The following is a 20,432-nucleotide window of genomic DNA, read 5'->3' as shown; positions in this document are numbered from 1 at the left end:
GACGTCACCGCAGACATGGCGGCACGGGGCGGCGTCGCCCCGGGAACCGTGCCCTCAGCCCCGACCAAGTCCCTGTCCTCGACCCTGTTCGACCTCCTGCTGTGGGGCGGTCTGGCGATCATCCTGATCGCCAGCTTCGGCAAGGTGGACATGCAGAATTTCGGCCGGCTGTTCTCGGGCTCGTCGAACATCTCGACCTATGGCGCGGATCTGCTGCGTCCTGACTGGGCGGCCATCTTCCCACCCGGAGACTTCTGGACCTCCTTCACCCACATCTTCACCCAGCCGACGACCAGCCTGGCTGGCCAGATGTGGCTGACGGTTCAGATCGCCCTGTGGGGCACCTTCCTGGCCGTCTTCCTGGCCCTGCCGCTCAGCCTGATGGCGTCGCGCAATATCGCGCCAGGCTGGATGGTCTTCGTCGTGCGCCGGTTCATGGACCTGCTGCGGTCGATCCCCGACCTGGTCATCGCCACCCTGTTCATCGTCGCCGTCGGCCTGGGCCCGCTGGCCGGGGTGCTCGCCCTGGCGCTGAACACGGGCGGTGTCCTGGCCAAGCTGTTCTCGGAAGCCGTCGAGTCGATCGACAAGGGACCGGTCGAGGGCGTGCGCGCCACCGGCGCCGGCAAGCTGCACGAGATCGTTTGGGGCGTCTTTCCCCAGGTGGCCCCGTTGTGGACCTCATTCGCCCTGTATCGGTTCGAATCCAACAGCCGCGCGGCCACCGTGCTGGGCCTGATCGGCGCGGGCGGCATCGGCCAGACCCTGTTCGAAAGCATCCAGGCCTTCGACTATAGCCGCGTCGCCGCCATCGCCATCGTCATCGTTGTCGCCGTGACCCTGATCGACACCCTGTCCCAGGTCATGCGCAAGCGCCTGCTGTAACGGTTTCGCCTCCCGTCTCGCTGCCGGGACGCGGGAAAAACCTTCACAATCGTCTGGTCTAAACGTCGTGAAATCGATGCTCAGGGAGAGCGCAGAATGATCCGCACACTGAAACTGACGACGGCGGCAGCCGCGCTTCTGGCTCTGGCGGCCTGCGGCGACGGCGGATCCGGCGGCGGATCCTCGGCCCGTTCGGGGATCTGGGCGGCCGGGTCGTCCACCGTCTTCCCCTTCGCCACGCGTGTCGCGGAAAACTTTTCACGGACTTCGGGCGGCACCGCGCCGCGCGTCGAATCCCTGGGCACCGGCGGCGGCATCCAGGCCTTCTGCCAGGGCGTCGGCCCGACCACGCCGGACATCGCCAACGCCTCGCGTCAGATGAAGGCGTCTGAGTTCGACATGTGCGCCAAGAACGGCGTGACCGAAATCGTCGAGATAAAGATCGGTTTCGACGGCATCGTCATCGCCACGGCGCGCAACGGCAACAGCTTCAACTTCGAACTGAACGACATCTACGAAGGCCTGGCCAAGGAAGTTCCCGGACCGAACGGCGCCTTCGTCGCCAACCCGGCCACCACCTGGAATCAGGTCAACGCCGGCCTGCCCAACCAACGCATCCAGGTCTATGGCCCGCCGCCCACCTCGGGCACCCGCGACGCCTTCCTGGAACTGGGCATGACGCCCGGCGCCAAGCTGGTTCCCGCAGCGGCGGCCGTAGCGGAAACCGATGAAGACCGGTTCGAGGCCCTGGCCCACACCCTGCGCGAAGACGGCGCCTGGATCGACTCGGGCGAGAACGACAACGCCATCGTCCAGACCCTGACCCGCACCCCTGGTTCGCTGGGCGTGTTCGGCTATTCCTTCCTGGAGCAGAATCTGGACACGGTGAAGCCTGAGACCATCGACGGCGTCACGCCCAATGCCGACACCATCGCCAGCGGCGAATACCCGCTGTCGCGCAGCCTCTACATCTATGTGAAGAAGGCCCATATTGGCGTGATCCCCGGGCTTCAGCAGTTTGTGCAGGAATTCCTGTCCGAGGGCTCGGCCGGCAAGGGCGGCTATCTGGCCGACCGTGGTCTGATCCCGCTGCCGGAGGACCAACTCGTCGCTCAACGCGCCATCGTTTCAGCGATGACGCCGATGCAACGGCCCGCCAAGTAACAACGCTCTCCTTGAAAGCTATCCGCCCCTTTCCACGGCCGATCCGTCGGTTATGATGGGGGCGGGATAGCAATCAGGAAAACCCTATGACTTCTCAGCCCGCGCGTCTGCGCAAGGCCGTGCTGCCTGTCGCCGGTCTCGGAACCCGTGTCCTCCCCGGCACGAAGACCACGCCGAAGGAACTGCTGAACGTCGTTGATCGGCCGATCCTGTCGTACATCGTCGAAGAGGCCCGCGAGGCCGGGATCGAACATATCGTCTTCGTCACCGGCCGCTCCAAAGGCGCGATCGAGGACTATTTCGATCACCAGATCGAGCTGGAAAGCCAGCTGGAAGCCAAGGGCAAGACCGAGATCCTCGACCAGCTGCGGGCCGAACTGCCGGCGCCCGGCGAAATGAGCTTCACTCGCCAGATGTCGCCCAAGGGTCTGGGTCACGCCGTCTGGTGCGCCCGCGACATCATCGGTCATGAACCCTTCGCCGTCCTGCTGCCCGACGTCATCGTCGACAGTCGACCTGGTGCGCTGAAGCAGCTGATCGACGCCTATAACGAGGTCGGCGGCAATCTGATCGGCGTCGAGGCCGTGCCCGAGAGCGAGACCCACAAATACGGCATCGTCGATCCGGCCAGCCGTGAGGGCCGTCGCATCACCATGAAGGGGATGATCGAAAAGCCGGCCAAGGGCACGGCGCCGTCCAACCTGTCGATCTCGGGCCGCTATATCCTGCAGCCGGAAATCTTCGACCTGCTGGCGACCCAGGAACGCGGCGCCGGCAACGAGATCCAGCTGACCGACGCCATGGCCCGCCTGATGGCCGACCAGTTGTTCACCGCCGTCGAATACGAAGGCGTGACCCACGACTGCGGCGACAAGATCGGCCTGCTGAAAGCCAATGTCGCCCTGGCCCTGAAGCGCCCCGACCTGGGCGAGGCCGCACGCGCGGCGGTGACGGCCCTGCTCTGACGCAAGGGAAGGCCGCAGGGGTTCCGGATCGCGCCGACCCCTGCTAACCCTCCGCGCAAATCATCAGGAGACGAACCATGGCCACTTCCGAAGGCTGGGACATGCCGACCGGCGACCTCATGAAGGGCAAGAAGGGCCTGATCATGGGCGTGGCCAATTCCAGCTCCATCGCCTGGGGCATCGCGTCCCAGCTGGCGGCCCAGGGCGCGGAACTGGCCTTCACCTATCTGGGCGAGAGCCTGGAGCGTCGCGTGCGTCCGCTGGCCGAGAGCGTCGGCGCCAAACTACTGATCCAGGCCGACGTCACCGACGACGCCTCGATGGACGCCGCCTTCGCCGAGTTGGAAAAGACCTTTGGCAAGATCGACTTCGTCGTTCACTCGGTGGCCTTCGCCAACAAGGACGAGCTGAAGGGCAGTTTCGTCGACAACACCACGCGCGACAGCTTCCTTCTGGCCATGAACATCTCGGCCTTCAGCTTCGTGGACGTGTCCAAGCGCGCCGCCAAGCTGATGCCGAACGGCGGCAGCCTGATCACCCTCACCTATCTGGGGTCGGAGCGGGTCATTCCGAACTACAACACCATGGGCGTGGCCAAGGCGGCGCTGGAGGCGGCGACCCGCTATATCGCGCGCGACCTGGGGCCCAAGAACATCCGCGTCAACGCCATCTCGGCCGGCGCCATGCGCACCCTGTCGCTGGCCGGCATCTCGGGCGGGCGCGGCCTGCACTCCAAGAGCGCCCAGTTCTCGCTGATCAAGGAAGAGACCTCGATGGAGGGCGTCGCCGGCGCCGCCCTGTGGCTGTGCTCGGACCTGGGGCGTTCGACGACGGGCGAGGTCGTCCACGTCGATGCGGGCTTCCACGCCGTGGGCCTGCCGGACGACATGGAAGGCTGATCGGGCTCTTTCGTCCCTTACGGCGACGGTTTAAGGCCGGGGCATGAGTGCTCCGGCCTTTTCCATGCGCGTCCCGCCCGCCTCCGCCTTTTCATCCGCCGCCGTCGCCACAGTGATCGGGTTCGGCGGCACGGTCGCCCTGGTGGTGCAGGCGGGACAGGCCCTGGGCGCAGACGCGAGCCAGATCGGCTCCATGGTCACGGCGCTTTGCCTGGCCATCGGCATTCCCGGCGCCCTGCTGAGCTGGCGGCTGAAGATTCCCGTGGTCCTGGCCTGGTCCACGCCGGGCGCAGCCCTGCTGGCCGCATCAGCCCTGGGGCTGTCGTGGCAGACGGCGGTCGGCGCCTTCGTCGTTTCCGCCGTCCTGATGATCCTGACCGGTCTGATCCCGGCGCTGGGTCGGCTGGCGGGGCGGATCCCGTCGGCCATAGCCTCGGCCATGCTGGCGGGGGTGCTGCTGCCCTTCGTCCTGCGGCTGTTCAAGGTCGTGCCGGACGAGACGGCGCTGACCCTGTGCCTGATCGCGGTCTTTCTGGTCTTCCGGCGGCTCTGGCCGACCTGGGCCCTGCCCGCCGTGCTGGCGGCGGCCTTTGCGGTGCTGGCGATGCGAGGTCAACTCGCCCTGCCCGTCGGCACCGGCCTGTTTGGCCGGCTGGAGCCTGTCATTCCCGCCTTCGATGCGAAGGCCGCGATCAGCCTGGGCTTTCCGCTGTTCCTGGTGACCTTGGCGGCGCAGAACCTGCCGGGGTTGGTGGTGCTGCAGGGCGCCGGCTATCCGCCGCCGGCGAACCGCCTGATCCTGTCCACCGGGATCGCCAGCCTGGTCGCCGCGCCGTTCGGGGCGCACGGGGTCAATCTGGCCGCCATCACAGCGGCGATCTGCACCGGACCCGACGCCCATCCGGATCCGGGTCAGCGCTGGATCGTCGGTGTGATATACGGCGGCTTCTATCTCATCGTGGCCCTGTTCGCCGCGCCGCTGGCGGGCCTGTTCATCGCCATGCCCCCGGCCGTGCTGGCGGCCGTGACGGGTCTGGCCCTGATTGCGCCCCTGACCGGCGCCTTGCTGAGCCTGACGGCCGATGCGCCGTCACGCGAGGCCGCCGTCCTGACCTTCGCGGCGACGGCCTCCGGGCTGGCCCTGTTCGGGGTGGGATCCGCCTTCTGGGGATTGGTCGTAGGGTTCGCGGCCCTGGGTGCGGGCCGCTTCCTCCGCCGAGCCTAATCCCGCGCCGGGATGTTCAGGCCGCGCTGCACAGCCGGACGGGCCAGGCCGCGGTCCAGCCAGGCGGCGACGCGCGGGAAGTCCTCAAAGCCGACAATCTCGCCCGCCTCGTAGAAGCCGACCAGATTGCGGACCCAGCCCAAGGTAGCGACATCGGCGATGGAATAGTCGCCCATGATCCAATCGCGGCCTTCCAATCGGGTTTCCAGCACGCCCAGCAGACGGCGGCTTTCGGCGACATAGCGGTCGCGCGGACGCTTGTCCTCGTAGTCCTTGCCGGCGAACTTGTGGAAGAAGCCCAACTGGCCGAACATCGGGCCAATCGCGCCCATCTGGAACATGACCCACTGGATGGTCTCGTACCGGGTCGCGGGATCGGCCGAGAGCAGTTTGCCGGTCTTCTCCGCCAGATAGATCAGGATGGCGCCGGATTCGAACAGGGCAAGCGGCTGTCCGCCGGGACCGTTCGGATCCAGGATCGCCGGGATCTTGCCGTTGGGATTTAGCGACAGATACTCCGGCCCCCAGGTCTCGTTCTTGGTGATGTCGATCAGGTGAGGCTCATAGGCCAGACCGATCTCCTCCAGCATGATGGAGACCTTCACGCCATTAGGCGTCGGCAGGGAATACAGCTGGAGCCGATCGGGGTGCTGCGCCGGCCAGCGCCGGGTGATCGGGAAGGCGGACAGGTCTGTCATGGGTTCAGCCTCGACTTGTGATGACGATCATGTCGGCGCCACGCGTGACGTTCGCAACTGTCGTCGGCACGATTTGGTCGCGGGCTTGTGTCTGGAACCGGACTTGAGAGGGCGCAAGCTTGGCCTTGGCCGATCACAGGAAGGGAGACGCCCGATGGCGCACAAGTTCGAGATCTACAAGGACAAGGCCGGCGAGTTCCGGGTCCGGTTCAAGTACAATTCCGAGACCCTGTTCTCGACCGAGAGCTACAGTTCCAAGGCCTCGGCCCAGAACGCCATCGACTCCATCAAGAAGAACGGCCCGGACGCCGACGTCGAGGACAACAGCTAGTCGGGCTCGCGCTCACCCACCTCGGTCGGCGGTACGGCCAGCAGCCAGCCGTCGGCCAAGTGCAGCTCGGGCGTCGCCTCCTTAGTGAAGGGCAGGTACCAGGTGGGGCCACCAGCTGCGGGGGCGATTTCCAGCATGTCGTCGGCGCCGAAGTTCTGGACGGACTTGACCGTGCCCATGACCCCACCCGCCGTGTCGCGGACCTCGACCCCGATCAGGTCGGCGAGATAGAATTCGTCTTCGTCCGGATCCGGGAAGCGGTCGCGGGGGACGTAAAGTTTCAAGCCGCGCAAGGCGTCGGCTTCTTCCTTCGTCGCAATCTCCTTGGCCCGGCCGACGACGCCGTTCTTGTCGGGCCGCGTCGAGGTCAGGGTCAGGGCCACGGTCCCATCGGCGCGCAGCAGCGGGCCATAGGCGGTCAGGGCCAGGGGATCGGCGGTGAAGGCGGTCACCCGCACCTCGCCCCGAACCCCGAAACCGCCGCCGATCTGGCCGACGAGGATCAATCTGCTGTCCGTGGTCATGGTCTGTGTCCGTCGTCCTAGATCTTCCCCCGCTTGCGGGGGAAGTGTCAGCTCGTCGAGCGCAGCGAGACGGCTGACGATGGGGGAAGTGTCGCGACACTTCCCTCTCCGACCCTGGATCGGCTGCGCCGACCGCCGGGCCACCTCTCCCGCAAGCGGGAGAGGGTCTAGTAGCGCATGAAAAAGGCGGCGTCGAAGGACGCCGCCTTGATCGTGTCGAGACCGAAAGCCTTAGGCTTCGGTCTTTTCTTCAGCGGCTTCTTCAGCAGCGGGGGCCTCTTCAGCAGCGGCTTCAGCGGCGGGGGCCTCTTCGACCGGGGCTTCTTCGACAGCCGGAGCAGCGGCAGCAGCGGCGGCTTCTTCCTTGGCGCGGGCGGCGGCTTCAGCGGCCTCGACCTTGGCGGCGGCTTCGGCTTCCAGGCGGTCGGCTTCGCGCTGGGCGCGTTCGGCGGCGCGCTCTTGCGCCTTCTTGCCGGGGGCGCCCTTGTTCGGGTTGTTGGACTGGGTCCACTTGACCTTCTGGCCCAGGGTCTCGTCCTGCGACAGGAAGCGGGCGACGCGGTCGGTCGGCTGGGCGCCCTTGCCGAGCCATTCGGCGATACGCTCGACCTTCAGGGCGACGCGCGGCTGGGCGCCGTCCTTGGGCAGCATCGGGTTGTAGCTGCCGACCTTCTCGATGAACTTGCCGTCGCGGGGCGAGTGCGAGTCAGCGATGACGATGTGGTAGTAGGGGCGCTTCTTGGCGCCGCCGCGGGCCAGACGAATCTTCAGCATTGTCAGTCTCTTTCTAGGAAGTCGTTATTTCTTGGGAGGGAAGCCCGGAAGGCCCGGAAGGCCGCCCGGAAGTTGTCCGCCACCCAGGCCCGCAAGGCGGTCCTGGATGGCTTTCAGTTCGTCGGCGCTGGGTTCCGGCGTCTTGCCGCCGCCCAGGGCCTTCAATCGGTTCAGGTCAGGGCCGCCGCCCATGCCCGGCATGCCGGGGATGCCGCCCCCGCCGCCGAGACCGCCCAGCATGGCGGCCATCTGCTGCATCTTCTTGGGTCCGCCGCGCGCCATCTGTTTGACCACGTCGGCCATCTGGCGGTGCTGTTTCAGAACCCGGTTCACGTCCTGCACATCGACGCCGGCGCCGGCGGCGATCCGCTTCTTGCGGCTGGCGTTCAGCAGGTCGGGCTTCTTGCGCTCGGCCTTGGTCATCGAGGAGATGATGGCTTCCTGGCGCAGGATCATGCGGTCGTCGACGCCGCTCTCGGCCATCTGGCCCTTCATCTTGGCCACGCCGGGCAACATGCCCATGATGCCCTGAAGCCCGCCCATCCGCTTCATCTGCTGAAGCTGGCCGGCCAGGTCGTCCAGGTCGAACTGGCCCTTGGCCAGTTTGCGGGCCATCTTCTCGGCCTTGGCCTGGTCCAGGTCCTGGCTGGCCTTTTCGACCAGGGCGACGATATCGCCCTGACCCAGGATGCGGCCGGCGACGCGGCGGGCGTCGAACACGTCCAGCGCATCGACCTTTTCGCCGGCGCCCAGATATTTGATCGGCAGGCCGGTGACCGCCCGCATCGACAGCATGGCGCCGCCGCGACCGTCGCCGTCAGCGCGGGTCAGGACCAGGCCCGTCAGCGGCAGGCGGGCGTGGAACGCGGCGGCGGTCCGGACCGCGTCCTGACCGGTCAGGCTGTCGGCGACCAGAAGGGTCTCGACGGGCTTGGAGATCTCGGCGACCTCGGCCACCTCGTTCATCAGCCCTTCGTCCAGGGTGATGCGGCCGGCGGTGTCGAGGATCAGGACGTCGAAGCCCTGAAGCTTGGCCGATTGCAGCGCCCGGCGCGTGATCTGGACGGCGCTTTCGCCCGCCACGATGGGCAGGACGGCGACGTCGATCTGTTTGCCCAATTGGGCCAGCTGTTCCATCGCGGCCGGACGACGCGTGTCCAGCGAGGCCATCATGACCTTCTTGCGATCGAACTTGGTCAGGCGCAGCGCCAGCTTGGCCGAGGTCGTGGTCTTGCCCGAGCCCTGAAGGCCGGCCATCAGCACCACGGCCGGCGGAGTGGCGTTGGTGTTGAGCGGGACCGGCTCTTCGCCGCCCAGCATCTCGATCAGGCCGTCATAGACGATCTTGACCACCTGGTCGGCCGGTTTGACCGAACGGATGACCTCTTCACCGGTGGCGCGTTCGGTGGCGAAGGCGATGAATTCCTTGACGACCGGCAGGGCGACGTCGGCCTCGAGCAGGGCCACGCGCACTTCGCGCATCGCCTCGGCGACATCCTTTTCGGACAGGGCGCCGCGGCCGGTGATCCGGTCAAAGACGCCTGTCAGCCGCTCGTTCAGAGCCTCGAACATTCACTACCTCGTGGCGACGGGTGAAGCGGCTCCATACGACAACGGCCTCTGGCGACGATCACGTCGGCAGAGGGTTCTCGCCGGGCTCGTCCATCAGAGATGGGGTCGTCCCGGTGGAGACGCGAGGTTCACTTGCGTCGGAAGCGGCGGCTTATGAAGGAAAACAAGGGGAATGTCGAATCCGAACGCGCCTTTGATTCTTTCGTCATCCTCCGGGCCGCGAAGCGGAACCGGGGGACCCAGCGGCGCGCGCGAGCGCGAACCTGTCGCGGTCGAGGTGTTCAGGCATCGTGCGGCGTAGAGATTTCGCCTTCGGCGCCGCTGGCTCCCCCTGTCTGCGCCGCCAAGACGCGGCTTGCCGGGAAATGACGAAAGAGAAAGGAGCGCGGCCCCTACGGCTCCTCGGGCGTCTCGGCCGGGGTGTCGTCCTTCTTCGGTTCCGAGCCCGGCTCGGTCACGACGATATTTTCAGGCGGGGCGGACAGTTTCGACAGGTCGCCGCCGGCGCGCAGGACGTCCAGGGCGCGTTGCAGCTGGTAGTCCTTCTCCTTGTCGAAGTCCTTGCCCGGAGCCTCATAGGGGGTGTGCGGCCCCTTGCGTTCGGCGCCGATGGAGGCGTCCAGGGCCGTGGCGTAGGCGGCTTCGGAATAGATGAAGCTGGATCGCGAGACGATCCGGGCCTCGGCCTCGGTGCGGGCGACTTCCAGGTCCGGCTCGATGCCGATCTTCTGGATCGAGGCGCCGGACGGGGTGTAGTAGCGGGCCGTGGTGATCGACAGGGCGCCGTCGCGACCCTGGCGCAGCGGGATGACCGTCTGGACCGATCCCTTGCCGAAGCTGGTCAGGCCGACGATGGTCGCCCGCTCATGGTCCTTCAGGGCGCCGGCGACGATCTCGGACGCCGAGGCCGAGCCGTAGTTGACCAAAACCACCACCGGCAGGCCGCCGGTAAGGTCGCCGGGCTTGGCGGAATAGCGCTGGATCTGCTCGGGCTTGCGGCCGCGCTGGCTGACGATCTCGCCGCGCTCCAGGAAGGCGTCGGACACGTCGATGGCGGCGTTCAGCAAGCCGCCGCCATTGTTGCGCAGGTCCAGAACATAGCCCTTCACGCCCGGCTTCTCGGCCTTGATCTTGGCGATGGCTTCGGTCAGTTCGCGGCCGGTGTTCTCGTTGAAGGTCGAGACGCGCAGATAGCCGAAATCGCCCTCGACCCGGCCGGTGACCGACTGGACCTTGATGATCTCGCGGGTCAGGACGACCTCGCGCGGCTCTTCCCCGTCGCGCAGGAAGGTGACGCGAACGCTGGTGCCGGCCGCGCCACGCAGCTTCTCGGACACCTGGGTGACGGTCAGGCCCGCCGCGTTCTGCCCCTCGATGGAGGAAATGACGTCGCCGGCCTGGACTCCGGCCTTGGCGGCGGGGCTTTCGTCCATCGGCGAGATGACCTTCACCATACCGCCTTCGGAGGTGATGGTCAGGCCGACGCCGGAATACTGGCCCTCGGTGCGCTCGCGCAGATCGTCATAGTTGGACGGCGCCAGATAGTTGGAATGAGGGTCGAGCGCCGTCATCATGCCGGCCAGGGCGGCCTCGATCAGCTTCTTGTTGTCGACCGGCACCACATAGGCCTGCTCGACGATACCCACAACGTCGCCGAACAGCTCCAGCATACGGAAGGTTTCGTTGCGAGGCGTCTGGCTGGTGGCGACGGCGGCCGAGCCGCCAAGAACCAGGGCGGCGCAGCCGACGAGGAGCAGTTTACGCATTCGGTCTCTTTCGGTCGGGCCGATCATGAAGGGCGCCCGTTGGGAAGGTAAGGCCCCGCAGACACGACGGAATCGTGGCGACGCGGCGTCATGCCGATAAAATCAGCGTCAGGGCGGATTGCAAAGCTCTATTGCGGATCATTGCAGCCAGGGACCGGGGTCGATGGGGCGTTCCTCGCGTCGCAGCTCGAAATAGACGTCGCCGTCGGGGCCGCTGCGACCCAGGGACTGGCCGTCGGCGACGCGAGCGTCCGGCGTCACATCAACACTCTCCAGCCCCGCGATCACCGCCCGCCAACCGGGACCCAGGTCCAGGATCACCACCTGCCCCCAGCCGGTCAGAGGTCCGGCATAGGCGACCTTGGCGTCGGCGGGCGCGACCACGGACGCTCGGTCTGCGCGCCAGCGCCAACCGGAGGTTCCCGGCCCCCAGGTCTGGCTGGGCGCGCCCTGGACCGGCGAACTGAGACGGCTGCGGCCGGCGGGAAGGCGCGCGGGGGCGGCCTCGGCCGGCTCGGCGGCGGGCACGGCGCCCCCCAGCTCGCGGATGCGGTTTTCCAGCACACGCGTGGCCCGCTCGGCGGCGCGGGCCTCGGCGTTGAGGACGGCGGTCAGGGCGGTCTTGCGCGCGGTCAGACCCTCGATCTCCGCGCGACGATCGCCCTGGGCGCTTTCGGTGGTCAGCAGCCGCTCGGACGACAGGACGGCAAGACGGCGGATGCGCATGATCTCCGCCTGACGGTCGGCCAGGGCTTTCGCGCGTTTTTCCAGATCCGGCGTCATGGCCTTCAGCAGGAGGGAGGCGCGCACAGTGTCGATCGCCTTGTCCGCCGGGACCAGCAGAGGGGGCGGCGGGCGGCGGCTCATCATCTGCAGGGCGCTGAGCAGTCGGCCCTGGGCGCCGCGTTCACGGGCCAGGTTGGTGACCAGTTCGGCCTCACGCGCGCTGAGCTGCTGAAGGCGGGCGCGCTGATCCTCGATCTGGCGGTCGTCGGTCTGTTCGTCGGCGCGAAGGGCGGCCAGCCGGCGCTCGAGCTGCGCCAGTTCGTCCTTGGCCGCCTCGGCGTCGGCGCGCAGGCGGCGCGCCCGCACCGCCTCATCGCGATATTCGGCCTGAATGCGCCCCAGTTCGCTCTCGGGCGCCTGCCGACCTGCGGCGGGGGCGGCGAGGACGAGACCCGTCAGCAGGGCGAGGGAAAGTGTGGCGGCGCGACCCATGTCAGTCGCGATGATAGGGTGATCCGGCCAGGATGGTAACCGCCCGATACAGTTGTTCGGCCAACATGGCGCGAGCCAGTGCGTGGGGCCAGGTCTGGGGACCGAAGGCCAGGGTAGAGGACGCGGCGGCGCGCACGCTTTCGTCCAGCCCGTCGGCTCCGCCGATGGCGAAGACCAGCCGGCGTTCGCCCTGGTCGCGCAGTTTGGCGACATGATCGGCGAAGGCGCGTGAGGAATAGGTCCTGCCGCGCTCGTCGCAGGCGATCAGGTGCGCGCCTTCGGCGGCGGCGAGGATCAACTCGGCCTCCGGCGCCTTGCCCGGCTTGCGGGCCTCAAGGTCTATCAGTTCGAGGGGACCCAGGCCCAGCGCGCGTCCCGCAAGGGTGGCGCGCCGGGCGTAGTCGTCGGCGAGCGTCGCCTCAGGCCCCCGGCCCGGTCGGCCGATGGCGACGATGCTCAGCTTCACGGTCTTAGTCGCGGACCATGCGGTGGGCGGAATCGACCGCCCAGATCTTCTCGATATTGTAGAAGGTGCGCACTTCCGGGCGGAACAGGTGCACGATCACGTCGCCGGCGTCGATCAGGACCCAGTCGCAGTGCGGCAGGCCCTCGACCTTGGCCTTGCCCAGACCCTGTTCCTTCAGGGTGCGCAGCAGGTGGTCGGCGATGGCGCCGACGTGACGGTGCGAACGGCCTGAAGCAACGATCATGGTGTCGGCCATGGCGCTTTTGCCCTTGAGGTCGATCAGGACCATGTCCTGGGCCTTGTCCTCGTCGAGGCGGCTCAGCAGGGCTTCTTCTAGCGGCGTGGAGCCGACCGGGCGCGGGGCGGAATCGCCGAAAGCCAGGGAGGATTCAGATCCGTCTTCGGAATGGAGAGGTTCGATAGCATCCATCTCGTGCGCCGTGTTCGAAACGGCGGCGTCTTGCGTATCATACGCGGGCGAGGGGGTCAGCGGAGGGCTCCAGGAGCGTTGACTAAAGCAGTCCTCTAGCACGAATGGGCCGGAACGTGAACCGCCGCCCCGATCACGAGGCCGCGCGTCGCCCTTTCGCCGTTCGGATCGCCGTCGAGGAAAGGGGATTCAGCGGCGCCGTCAAATAGGTCCAGGCCGGCGCCGCCAGGGTCGGCAACAGGCCCGCCTGCTGGGCGGGAATGCGGAAACCGGCGAAACGGGCCGCGGCCGGCGCCGTGCGACTGTCCAGCAGCGAGCCCGGCCGAGCGATCACCGCCACCGGCATCAGCCGCATGATATCGGTCCAGCCTCTCCAGCGGTGGAAGCTGGCCAGATTGTCCGACCCCATCAGCCAGACGAAATGAACGCCGGGATGCCGGGCCACCAGCAGGCGCAGGGTGTCGACGGTCCAGGCGACCCCCGCACGGGACTCGAAGTCAGAGACGATCATCGACGGGCCGTGCGCGTGTTCCCGCGCCGAGGCCATCCGGTCGGACAATGGGGCGCTATGGCGGGCGTCCTTCAAAGGATTTTGCGGCGAGACCAGCCAGACGACCCGGTCGAGACCCAGGCGGCGCATCGCCGTCTCGGCCACATGGGCGTGACCGTCGTGTGCCGGATTGAAGGAGCCGCCGAACAGGCCGACCTTCATCCCCGGCGTCAGGATCAGACCGTCTCGCAAGCCCCCGGTTCGGGGGCCGGCGCCTTTGGGCGCGGGACCGGCGTGAAAGAAGGACAAGCGGGGCGTCTCGGGGGAGTTATGCTCAGCGGCGCCCTTATCATGACGGGCGATGGTCCGCATACCGATTTCTCCCCCGCGAACGGAAGCCGCCCGATCTAGACGGCGGCCTCGAACAGGGCGTCGCGGGCGACGTCGGCGTGGGTCATGGGGAAGAGGTGGCCGGCGCCGGTCACGACCTCGACCTTCACATGATCCAAACCTCGGGGCGACGTGGGGACGAAGGTCAGGGCGCCGCGTTCGGCCTTCAGAATTCGCGTGGGCCCGGGATAGCGGCGCAGGGCGCGCCAGGGATCGTGCGCCTGGGCCGCATAGTTGGCGGCCTCCCAGGCGGGGTCGGCGGCGAGCCTATAGCCCTCATCCGTCTCGACCAGGCCTTCCGACAGATAGTCGGCCAGGACCATGTCCGGCCAACCCTTGAAAGCGCCGCGCCCGCGATAGGCGGCCAGGGCCTGTTCGCGGCTGTCGAACAGGGCCCGACGGCGGCGCGTGGCCTTGGCTATGGGTATGCCCGCCAGCAGGCGATGGGCAAAAGGCAGGTTGAAGATCAGGAAGGTCGAGCGTTTCCAGATCACCGGATCGAACAGGACCAGGCTGGAGACCCGGTCGGGGCGTTCCGCCGCCGCCAACAGCGAGGCCGTGCCGCCCATCGAATGGCCGGCGAGGACGACCGGTGGGCCGTCCAGGGCGTCCAGCAGGGACAGGAGGTCGTCGCGATGATCCAGCCAGCTGGCCTTGGGCCGGGCGAAGATCGGCAGGCTTGAGCCCCCGTGGCCGCGAAGATCCGGCGCCCAGATGCGCAGTGAGGCGGACAGGGGCGACAGCATGGTGCGATAGGTGGCGGCGTTGAAGCCGTTCGCGTGCGAAAAGATCAGATCGACCGGCCGTTCGGGATCGCCGAAATCCAGCACCGACATCAGGCCGCCGCCCCAATGATTTTCAATGGGGACGCTGAGTCGGCGCGGGGCTGACATCCGGGCGACGTCCACGATCAGCCCGCCTCGCGGCAGGCCAGGCACAGGCCGTGCGCCTCGATCGTGGTGCGCGCGATCGCATAGCCTGCGCTGGCGGCGGCGGCGTCGATGGCGCCCTGATCCGGGCCGGCGATCTCGCGCGTCGCGCCGCAGCAGTCACAGATCAGGAAGGCGGCGGCGTGGGGCGCCGACCCGTTCGCGGCGCTGCCCGAACAGGCGACATAGGCGCTGATGGAGGCGATCCGGTGCGCCATCCCCTGGCGTTCGAGAAACTCCAGGGCACGGTAGACGGTCGGCGGCTTGGCCACCTGGCCGTCTTCGCCGAACCGGGCGATCAGATCATAGGCCTTCACCGGCTCGCCGGTTTCCAGCAGCAGGGACAGGACCCGACGGCGCGGGGCGGTCATCCGCTCGCCCGCCTCGGCCATGCGCGCCTCTGCGCCCTGCAGCGCGAGCGCCAGGGCCGCGCCGTGCAAGCCGGAATGGTCGTGGTCATGGTCGCAGGTGGAACTCATGAGCCACAGCTAGTCGCTGACCGGCGTCACCGCAACAGATCACGGCTTGACGCCTCGTGATGTTATCTCATAACAGAATATCATCTCTCCCCGAAAGTAGGCCGTCCATGCGTCCCTTCGTCACTCGCCCATTGCTGTTGTCCGCCGTCGCCTGGAGCGCCCTGGGCGGCGCCGCCTTCGCCCAGACCGCCCAGCCTCAGCCCGCTACGGTCGATGACATCATCGTCACCGCGACCCCGTTTGGTGTGACGCAACGCGCCACCACCATCGCCACCGACGTGCTGGACGAACAGAAGCTGGCCATCGCACCGGCGACGTCCCTGGGGGATCTTGTCAACGGCATGCCGGGCATTCGCTCGACCGATTTCGCGCCGGGCGCCAGCCGGCCGGTGATCCGGGGCCTGTCGGGTCCGCGCGTTCAGGTGCTGACCAACGGCCTGGGCCAGATCGACGCCAGTTCGGTGTCGCCCGACCACGCCGTCGCCACCGATCCCGGCGAAGCCCACCGCATCGAAATCGTGCGCGGCCCCGCGACCCTGATCTACGGCGGCTCTGCCATCGGCGGCGTGGTCAACATCATCGACGACCGGATTCCCGAAACCCTGCCGGAAGGCGGGATCGAAGGCCGGGTCTCGACCCAGTATTCCAGCGTCGACGACGGACGCGGCGCCTCGGGCCACGCCACGGTCGGCGTCGGCCGTTTCGCCTTCAACGTCAGCGGCGTGACCCGAAAGACCGACGACTACGACATCCCCTCGCCCGCCCGTTCGCAGGTGCTGGCCGACAGCGACGGCGAGCCGCGCGGCGACGGCGGCAAGCAGCCCAACTCCTGGTCAGAACTGAACGCCTGGGGCGTCGGCGGGTCGTACATCGCCGACAAGGGCTTCGTCGGCCTGTCCTACAAGTCGACCGAGAGCGAATACGGCACGGTCGCCGAGCCGGAAGTCTTCATCAATCTGGAACAGGAACGCTGGGACGGACGCGGCGAGTACCGCTTCGACAGCGGCCCCTTCGCCAAGGTCCGCGCCTCCTACGGCCACGCCGACTACACTCACACCGAATTCGAGGGACCGGGCGAGCCGGGCACCGTCTTCAACTCCGACGGCTGGGAAACGCGCGGCGAACTGGTCCAGCGCGAGCAGAACGGCTGGAACGGCGCCATCGGCGTCCAGGCCCTGGAGCGTAATTTCGAAGCCATCGGCGAGGAAGCCTTCGTCCCGACCGTCAAGATCGAGGAACAGGGCCTGTACACCGTCCAGCGCTATGATTTGGGCCGCTACGGTTTCGAAGGCGGTCTGCGCTATGACCGCCGCACCCTGACCGCCACGCCTCTGGGCGAGACGACCGAGGTCGAGCGCGAGTTCGACAACTGGTCGGCCAGCGCGGCCGCCTTCCTGCGTCCGCAGGCCGGTCTGTTCCTGGGCCTGAGCCTGTCGCGCACCGAGCGCGCGCCCAGCGAAGTCGAACTGTTCGCCGACGGCGTCCACATCGCCACCGCCGCCTATGAGACCGGCGACGTGAACCTGGACACCGAGAAGGTCACCACCCTGGAAGGCACGGTCCACTATGACCGTGGGCGCTTCACCGGCGACCTGCACGTCTACAAGTCCTGGTACGACGGCTTCATCGACGAACGCGCGACGGGCGACGACTTCTATTTCGAGGAAGAGGACGAGTTCTTCCCGATCTATCAGTTCGTCCAGACCGACGCCGACTTCCAGGGCTTCGAGGCCGAGGCCGCCTACGCCCTGTGGCAGAGCGGCGACCGCAAACTGTCGCTGGAAGGCGCGGCGGACTACGTCAAGGCGGACACCGACCTGGGGCCGGCCGCGCGCATCCCGCCGTGGTCCGCAACCGCCCGCCTGGCCTGGACATCGCGCATGTGGGACCTGGCCGGAGAGGTTCGTCACGTCGGCGAGCAGGATCGTCTGTCCGACAATGAACTGCCCACCGACGCCTATACGATGGTCAATCTGCGGGGCGCGGTGCGTCCGTTCGCCGACAAGGAGATCACCGTCTTCGCCGAGGCGCATAATCTGACCGACGAAGAGGCGCGCGAGCACGCCTCCTTCCTGAAAGATATCGCCCCCTTGCCGGGACGGAACCTGCGCGTCGGCGTCACCTACGCCTTCTGACCCTGTCGGTTCGGCCTCACGGAATCCCCCCGTCCGTGAGGCCGTTTGCCGCTGAGGCGGGCTTGGGCTAGAAGGCCCGCCTCAATCAATTCCAGAGTGCCTGGCTTCAAATGACCGACACGACCAACTCGCCGCTCGAAGGCAATGTCCTCTTCTACACCAAGCCCGAGCCGCTGGATCCGGTCCAGCACGGTGGGCTGGGCGTCAACCCGGCCGACAAGCCCTATGCCTTCGTGGCCCAGACCAATGTCGTGCCGCTGACGGTGACCGAGTTCGCCGCCGCCGCCCTGTCCTATCCGGTTATCTTCACCGGCGAAAACCGCCAGCCGGTCGTGGTCATGGGCCTGCGCCAGGGCGAGAACCTGTTCGTCGCCGCCGACGGCGAGTTCCGCCCCGACGCCTATATCCCCGCCTATGTGCGCCGCTATCCGTTCGTCTTCGCCGACGACAAGCAGAACCAGCGCCTGATCCTGTGCATCGACCGCGGCTCGCCGATCGTCGCCGAAGGCGGCCAGAACCCGCTGTTCGTCAATGGTCAGGCCAGCGACTACACGACCATGGCGATGGAGTTCTGCAACAACTTCGAACAAGAGCGCCAGCGCACCGAAGCCTTCGTCAAGCTGATCCAGGAGTTGGACCTGCTGGACGTGCGCGAAGCCGTCTTCACGCCGCGCAACCCGGACGGCACGCCGGGCGCGCCGCAGAAGCTGGCCGAATACTACGCCGTGTCGGAAGACAAGCTGAAGGCCCTGCCGGCCGAGAAGCTGGCCGAGCTGCGCGACAACGGCGCCCTGGGCCAGATCTACGCCCACCTGGTGTCGCTGCTGGGTTGGGACCGTCTGATCGCCCTGGCCTTCCTTCGCCAGGCGCCGGGCACGGTCAACTAATACCTCGAGATCGAGGACGAGCGCCCCGCCGGTCCGCCGGCGGGGCGTTTTTCGTTTCAGCGTCGCGCGAACAGGGCTCGGGTCAGGCAGGAGAAGACCAGCCGCCCCGCCTCGTCCAGCAGGTCGTGCGACGCGATCACGATCCCCTTTTCATCGCCGACCGGGTCCTTGCCCATCACCGTCATACGGCCGCGCAGCAACTCGCCCGGAGGCGGATTACGCATGAAGCGCAGGCCGTCCACGGCCAAGACCTTCGTCTGGGCCCAGCCGCCGGACTTCTCGGCGGCCAGGCGGCTCCACAGCACATAGACCATGGCGTCAGGCGCGCCGTAGGCGGTGTCCCAGCCGGGCGAGAACCGCTCGACGAAGACGTCCAGCGCCGCAGCATCGACGGCGCAGGCGCCCAGCGGCACCACCTGCCCTGTCTCCAGATCCTCAAAATGGACGAGCAGGGGGTCGCTCATGGCAATCCTTCAGGCGGGTTCTTCGGAAACGCGAACCAGCAGCTTGCCGTCATGATCGCCGGTGAACAAGCGGTTCAGCGAGTCGACCGCCCCTTCCAGCCCGTCATCGACGTGAACCTTCCACTTGACCCGCCCATCCGCGAGCCAGGGTCCCATCTCGGCGACCATTTCACGGGCGCGGGGAGCGTAGTCGAGCACCAGGAAGCCCTGAACGTTCAGCCGATGGGTGATGATCCGGGCGAAATTCGGCGACGGCGGCGCCTTGGTGGCGTTGTAGGATGAGACCAGACCGCAGACCGCCATCCGTCCGTGCACCTTCAGCCGATTGAACACGGCGATCATGATGTCGCCGCCGACGTTCTCGAAATTCAGGTCGATCCCGTCCGGCGCCAAGCGGTCCAGCGCCTCGCCGACGTCTTCGTTCTTGTAGTCGATGGCGGCGTCGAAACCGAGTTCATCGGTCAACCAGGCGCATTTCGCGGGCCCGCCAGCGATGCCGATGACCCGACAGCCGCGCTGTTTGGCGATCTGGCCGGCGATGGAGCCGACAGCGCCGGCCGCAGCTGAAATCACCAAGGTCTCGCCCGCCTTGGCCTTCAACACGTCAGTGACGCCGAAATAGGCGGTCAGCCCCGTCATGCCCAGCACCGACATATTGGCGGTCAACGGCAGGCCGGGCGCACGGTGCACCGGCCGAAGCCCGCCCTCAGGCACGACGGCGTAATCGGCCCAGCCGCCCGAGGCCGGCATGACGAGATCCCCGACCTTGAACCGATCCGAGCGGCTGTGCTCGACAACCCCCAGCGTCAGGCCGCGCATCACCTCGCCCAGGCCGACCGGCGGCAAATAGCCTTCGGAATCGTTCATCCAGGTGCGGTTGGTCGGATCCAGCGACAGATAGAGGGTGCGGACCAGCACCTCGGACTCCTTGATGTCGGGGATCGGGCCCTCGACCAGTTCGAGGTCGCCCGGCTGGATCAGGCCCTTGGGTCGCTGGCGCAGCACCCATTGGCGATTGGTCTTTCCATTCGAGGTCATCGTCTATCCTCCGCAGGTTTTCTTTGAGGACCATGTTGGCCCGGTCTCGCGCGACGGTCGAGGCCCGCCGCAAAGAAAAAGGCGACCCCTGAGGGCCGCCTTGAAGTGGCATCATCGAGAATGAGGCGCGGAGGCGACAGATTGGCTTTCGCCAATCTCAAGTCGGGGGGGCGTCGCCGCCTCCGCAAACCCGTAACGGCGCTTAGGAACAGCGGTTCCCCACGGTCAGAGGATTTTTTGGTTCCGGGCGAACCGCCGTAGATCAGCCCTCGGTCGGCAACGATGTCGGAACGCCGTTACCGAGGGGGCGTTGTGTCCATCTGAACACCAATCGGGAGGCAAAGATGGCAGAACGAGATCCCCAAGCAAACCCTGGCGACGCGGCGGTGGCGCGCCAGGGAGTCGATGCGCAATCAACCCGGCAGGGCCGGTCCGGCTCGCGTATCCTGATAATCCTGATCGCGTCGCTGGGCGCTGCAGCCTTGCTGCTGGCCCTGATTTGGTTCTTCAGCCAAGGCGGCCTGTCGCAAACCAACGCCAATGACGGCGATCAGGCGGTGGATGCGCGAGCCTTCAGCGAAGACGCGGCGACGCCTCCTGCTGCAGACGCCCCCACAGGACCGAATGGGGAGCCACGCCCCGTCCCCACGGGCGAGGCGCCTAATGTCAACGCTCCCACTCAACCGTCCAGCTGAACCGAGAA

22 protein-coding genes are annotated in these 20,432 nt (G+C 67.2%); 9 read left to right on the top strand and 13 right to left on the bottom strand.

The window, feature by feature from the left end; translation table 11 throughout:
* The first annotated feature begins 15 nt into the window (after window positions 1-15).
* From phnE to ACW17X_RS13900, 5 genes are all read left to right on the top strand, one after another.
* Window positions 16-885, top strand: a complete 870-nt coding sequence (gene phnE, locus ACW17X_RS13920) for a phosphonate ABC transporter, permease protein PhnE (protein ID WP_492089147.1) — start codon at window positions 16-18, stop codon at window positions 883-885.
* A gap of 96 nt (window positions 886-981) precedes the next feature.
* Window positions 982-2,049 (top strand): substrate-binding domain-containing protein, encoded by a 1,068-nt coding sequence (locus tag ACW17X_RS13915; RefSeq protein ID WP_492098262.1) that lies wholly within the window; start codon window positions 982-984, stop codon window positions 2,047-2,049.
* A gap of 86 nt (window positions 2,050-2,135) precedes the next feature.
* Window positions 2,136-3,014: a UTP--glucose-1-phosphate uridylyltransferase GalU gene (gene galU, locus ACW17X_RS13910; RefSeq protein ID WP_492098260.1), complete on the top strand. Its 879-nt coding sequence runs from the start codon at window positions 2,136-2,138 to the stop codon at window positions 3,012-3,014.
* Window positions 3,015-3,115: 101 nt separating this feature from the next.
* A complete protein-coding gene (locus ACW17X_RS13905; RefSeq protein ID WP_492100473.1) occupies window positions 3,116-3,913 on the top strand; it encodes an enoyl-ACP reductase FabI in 798 nt (265 codons plus the stop codon).
* A gap of 64 nt (window positions 3,914-3,977) precedes the next feature.
* Window positions 3,978-5,138 (top strand): benzoate/H(+) symporter BenE family transporter, encoded by a 1,161-nt coding sequence (locus ACW17X_RS13900; protein ID WP_492098259.1) that lies wholly within the window; start codon window positions 3,978-3,980, stop codon window positions 5,136-5,138.
* Here the strand turns inward: ACW17X_RS13900 and ACW17X_RS13895 are convergent.
* The gene (locus ACW17X_RS13895) at window positions 5,135-5,836 is read right to left on the bottom strand and encodes a glutathione S-transferase N-terminal domain-containing protein (protein ID WP_492098257.1); all 702 of its coding nucleotides are present in this window, start codon (window positions 5,834-5,836) and stop codon (window positions 5,135-5,137) included. The genes ACW17X_RS13900 and ACW17X_RS13895 overlap by 4 nt on opposite strands.
* A gap of 154 nt (window positions 5,837-5,990) precedes the next feature.
* Between ACW17X_RS13895 and ACW17X_RS13890 the strand changes: the two genes are divergently transcribed.
* Window positions 5,991-6,167, top strand: coding sequence for a YegP family protein (locus ACW17X_RS13890; protein ID WP_492098255.1), 177 nt, complete (start codon window positions 5,991-5,993; stop codon window positions 6,165-6,167).
* Here the strand turns inward: ACW17X_RS13890 and rimM are convergent.
* The 10 genes from rimM to ACW17X_RS13840 form a co-directional block, all read right to left on the bottom strand.
* Window positions 6,164-6,691, bottom strand: a complete 528-nt coding sequence (gene rimM, locus ACW17X_RS13885) for a ribosome maturation factor RimM (protein WP_492098254.1) — start codon at window positions 6,689-6,691, stop codon at window positions 6,164-6,166. The genes ACW17X_RS13890 and rimM overlap by 4 nt on opposite strands.
* Window positions 6,692-6,922: 231 nt before the next feature.
* Window positions 6,923-7,465: a 30S ribosomal protein S16 gene (gene rpsP / locus ACW17X_RS13880; protein WP_492098252.1), complete on the bottom strand. Its 543-nt coding sequence runs from the start codon at window positions 7,463-7,465 to the stop codon at window positions 6,923-6,925.
* A 24-nt stretch (window positions 7,466-7,489) separates the two neighbouring features.
* Complete coding sequence (gene ffh, locus ACW17X_RS13875; protein ID WP_492098251.1) at window positions 7,490-9,037, bottom strand: signal recognition particle protein; 1,548 nt, start codon at window positions 9,035-9,037, stop codon at window positions 7,490-7,492.
* A 392-nt stretch (window positions 9,038-9,429) separates the two neighbouring features.
* Window positions 9,430-10,803, bottom strand: a complete 1,374-nt coding sequence (locus ACW17X_RS13870) for a S41 family peptidase (protein ID WP_492098249.1) — start codon at window positions 10,801-10,803, stop codon at window positions 9,430-9,432.
* A 138-nt stretch (window positions 10,804-10,941) separates the two neighbouring features.
* Window positions 10,942-12,021, bottom strand: a complete 1,080-nt coding sequence (locus ACW17X_RS13865) for a murein hydrolase activator EnvC family protein (RefSeq protein WP_492098248.1) — start codon at window positions 12,019-12,021, stop codon at window positions 10,942-10,944.
* Between the two features lies 1 nt (window position 12,022).
* The gene (gene rlmH, locus ACW17X_RS13860) at window positions 12,023-12,487 is read right to left on the bottom strand and encodes a 23S rRNA (pseudouridine(1915)-N(3))-methyltransferase RlmH (protein ID WP_492098246.1); all 465 of its coding nucleotides are present in this window, start codon (window positions 12,485-12,487) and stop codon (window positions 12,023-12,025) included.
* A 4-nt stretch (window positions 12,488-12,491) separates the two neighbouring features.
* Window positions 12,492-12,917, bottom strand: a complete 426-nt coding sequence (gene rsfS / locus ACW17X_RS13855) for a ribosome silencing factor (RefSeq protein ID WP_492098244.1) — start codon at window positions 12,915-12,917, stop codon at window positions 12,492-12,494.
* A gap of 133 nt (window positions 12,918-13,050) precedes the next feature.
* Complete coding sequence (locus ACW17X_RS13850; protein WP_492098243.1) at window positions 13,051-13,779, bottom strand: nicotinate-nucleotide adenylyltransferase; 729 nt, start codon at window positions 13,777-13,779, stop codon at window positions 13,051-13,053.
* Window positions 13,780-13,814: 35 nt separating this feature from the next.
* Window positions 13,815-14,690: an alpha/beta fold hydrolase gene (locus ACW17X_RS13845; protein ID WP_492098241.1), complete on the bottom strand. Its 876-nt coding sequence runs from the start codon at window positions 14,688-14,690 to the stop codon at window positions 13,815-13,817.
* 17 nt (window positions 14,691-14,707) lie between these two features.
* Window positions 14,708-15,205 (bottom strand): Fur family transcriptional regulator, encoded by a 498-nt coding sequence (locus ACW17X_RS13840; protein ID WP_492098239.1) that lies wholly within the window; start codon window positions 15,203-15,205, stop codon window positions 14,708-14,710.
* Window positions 15,206-15,312: 107 nt separating this feature from the next.
* On the opposite strand from ACW17X_RS13840, the gene ACW17X_RS13835 reads away from it, so the two are divergent.
* Together ACW17X_RS13835 and ACW17X_RS13830 are read left to right on the top strand one after the other, a co-directional pair.
* Complete coding sequence (locus ACW17X_RS13835) at window positions 15,313-17,340, top strand: TonB-dependent receptor (RefSeq protein ID WP_492098237.1); 2,028 nt, start codon at window positions 15,313-15,315, stop codon at window positions 17,338-17,340.
* A 110-nt stretch (window positions 17,341-17,450) separates the two neighbouring features.
* The gene (locus ACW17X_RS13830; RefSeq protein ID WP_492098235.1) at window positions 17,451-18,227 is read left to right on the top strand and encodes a SapC family protein; all 777 of its coding nucleotides are present in this window, start codon (window positions 17,451-17,453) and stop codon (window positions 18,225-18,227) included.
* A 56-nt stretch (window positions 18,228-18,283) separates the two neighbouring features.
* On the opposite strand, the gene ACW17X_RS13825 is transcribed toward ACW17X_RS13830, so the two are convergent.
* Entirely contained in the window at window positions 18,284-18,691 is a 408-nt protein-coding gene (locus tag ACW17X_RS13825) for an acyl dehydratase (protein ID WP_492098233.1), read from the bottom strand.
* Window positions 18,692-18,700: 9 nt separating this feature from the next.
* Window positions 18,701-19,729, bottom strand: a complete 1,029-nt coding sequence (locus ACW17X_RS13820) for an NADP-dependent oxidoreductase (protein WP_492098232.1) — start codon at window positions 19,727-19,729, stop codon at window positions 18,701-18,703.
* A 344-nt stretch (window positions 19,730-20,073) separates the two neighbouring features.
* On the opposite strand from ACW17X_RS13820, the gene ACW17X_RS13815 reads away from it, so the two are divergent.
* Complete coding sequence (locus ACW17X_RS13815; protein ID WP_492098230.1) at window positions 20,074-20,424, top strand: hypothetical protein; 351 nt, start codon at window positions 20,074-20,076, stop codon at window positions 20,422-20,424.
* The last annotated feature ends 8 nt before the right edge of the window (window positions 20,425-20,432 follow it).

The sequence above is a fragment of the Brevundimonas sp. FV1ye4L genome (genome assembly GCF_058681255.1).
Note: the sequence above shows the minus strand (reverse complement) of the source record. Positions and strands in the feature narration are given on the sequence as shown.

What these genes read in the sequence shown, in the direction of transcription:
- phnE (WP_492089147.1), top strand. Translation starts at nt 16, where the DNA reads ATGGCGGCACGGGGCGGCGTCGCCCCGGGAACCGTGCCCTCAGCCCCG.
- ACW17X_RS13915 (WP_492098262.1), top strand. Translation starts at nt 982, where the DNA reads ATGATCCGCACACTGAAACTGACGACGGCGGCAGCCGCGCTTCTGGCT.
- galU (WP_492098260.1), top strand. Translation starts at nt 2,136, where the DNA reads ATGACTTCTCAGCCCGCGCGTCTGCGCAAGGCCGTGCTGCCTGTCGCC.
- ACW17X_RS13905 (WP_492100473.1), top strand. Translation starts at nt 3,116, where the DNA reads ATGCCGACCGGCGACCTCATGAAGGGCAAGAAGGGCCTGATCATGGGC.
- ACW17X_RS13900 (WP_492098259.1), top strand. Translation starts at nt 3,978, where the DNA reads ATGCGCGTCCCGCCCGCCTCCGCCTTTTCATCCGCCGCCGTCGCCACA.
- ACW17X_RS13895 (WP_492098257.1), bottom strand. Translation starts at nt 5,836, where the DNA reads ATGACAGACCTGTCCGCCTTCCCGATCACCCGGCGCTGGCCGGCGCAG.
- ACW17X_RS13890 (WP_492098255.1), top strand. Translation starts at nt 5,991, where the DNA reads ATGGCGCACAAGTTCGAGATCTACAAGGACAAGGCCGGCGAGTTCCGG.
- rimM (WP_492098254.1), bottom strand. Translation starts at nt 6,691, where the DNA reads ATGACCACGGACAGCAGATTGATCCTCGTCGGCCAGATCGGCGGCGGT.
- rpsP (WP_492098252.1), bottom strand. Translation starts at nt 7,465, where the DNA reads ATGCTGAAGATTCGTCTGGCCCGCGGCGGCGCCAAGAAGCGCCCCTAC.
- ffh (WP_492098251.1), bottom strand. Translation starts at nt 9,037, where the DNA reads ATGTTCGAGGCTCTGAACGAGCGGCTGACAGGCGTCTTTGACCGGATC.
- ACW17X_RS13870 (WP_492098249.1), bottom strand. Translation starts at nt 10,803, where the DNA reads ATGCGTAAACTGCTCCTCGTCGGCTGCGCCGCCCTGGTTCTTGGCGGC.
- ACW17X_RS13865 (WP_492098248.1), bottom strand. Translation starts at nt 12,021, where the DNA reads ATGGGTCGCGCCGCCACACTTTCCCTCGCCCTGCTGACGGGTCTCGTC.
- rsfS (WP_492098244.1), bottom strand. Translation starts at nt 12,917, where the DNA reads ATGGATGCTATCGAACCTCTCCATTCCGAAGACGGATCTGAATCCTCC.
- ACW17X_RS13850 (WP_492098243.1), bottom strand. Translation starts at nt 13,779, where the DNA reads ATGCGGACCATCGCCCGTCATGATAAGGGCGCCGCTGAGCATAACTCC.
- ACW17X_RS13845 (WP_492098241.1), bottom strand. Translation starts at nt 14,690, where the DNA reads ATGTCAGCCCCGCGCCGACTCAGCGTCCCCATTGAAAATCATTGGGGC.
- ACW17X_RS13840 (WP_492098239.1), bottom strand. Translation starts at nt 15,205, where the DNA reads ATGAGTTCCACCTGCGACCATGACCACGACCATTCCGGCTTGCACGGC.
- ACW17X_RS13835 (WP_492098237.1), top strand. Translation starts at nt 15,313, where the DNA reads ATGCGTCCCTTCGTCACTCGCCCATTGCTGTTGTCCGCCGTCGCCTGG.
- ACW17X_RS13830 (WP_492098235.1), top strand. Translation starts at nt 17,451, where the DNA reads ATGACCGACACGACCAACTCGCCGCTCGAAGGCAATGTCCTCTTCTAC.
- ACW17X_RS13825 (WP_492098233.1), bottom strand. Translation starts at nt 18,691, where the DNA reads ATGAGCGACCCCCTGCTCGTCCATTTTGAGGATCTGGAGACAGGGCAG.
- ACW17X_RS13820 (WP_492098232.1), bottom strand. Translation starts at nt 19,729, where the DNA reads ATGACCTCGAATGGAAAGACCAATCGCCAATGGGTGCTGCGCCAGCGA.
- ACW17X_RS13815 (WP_492098230.1), top strand. Translation starts at nt 20,074, where the DNA reads ATGGCAGAACGAGATCCCCAAGCAAACCCTGGCGACGCGGCGGTGGCG.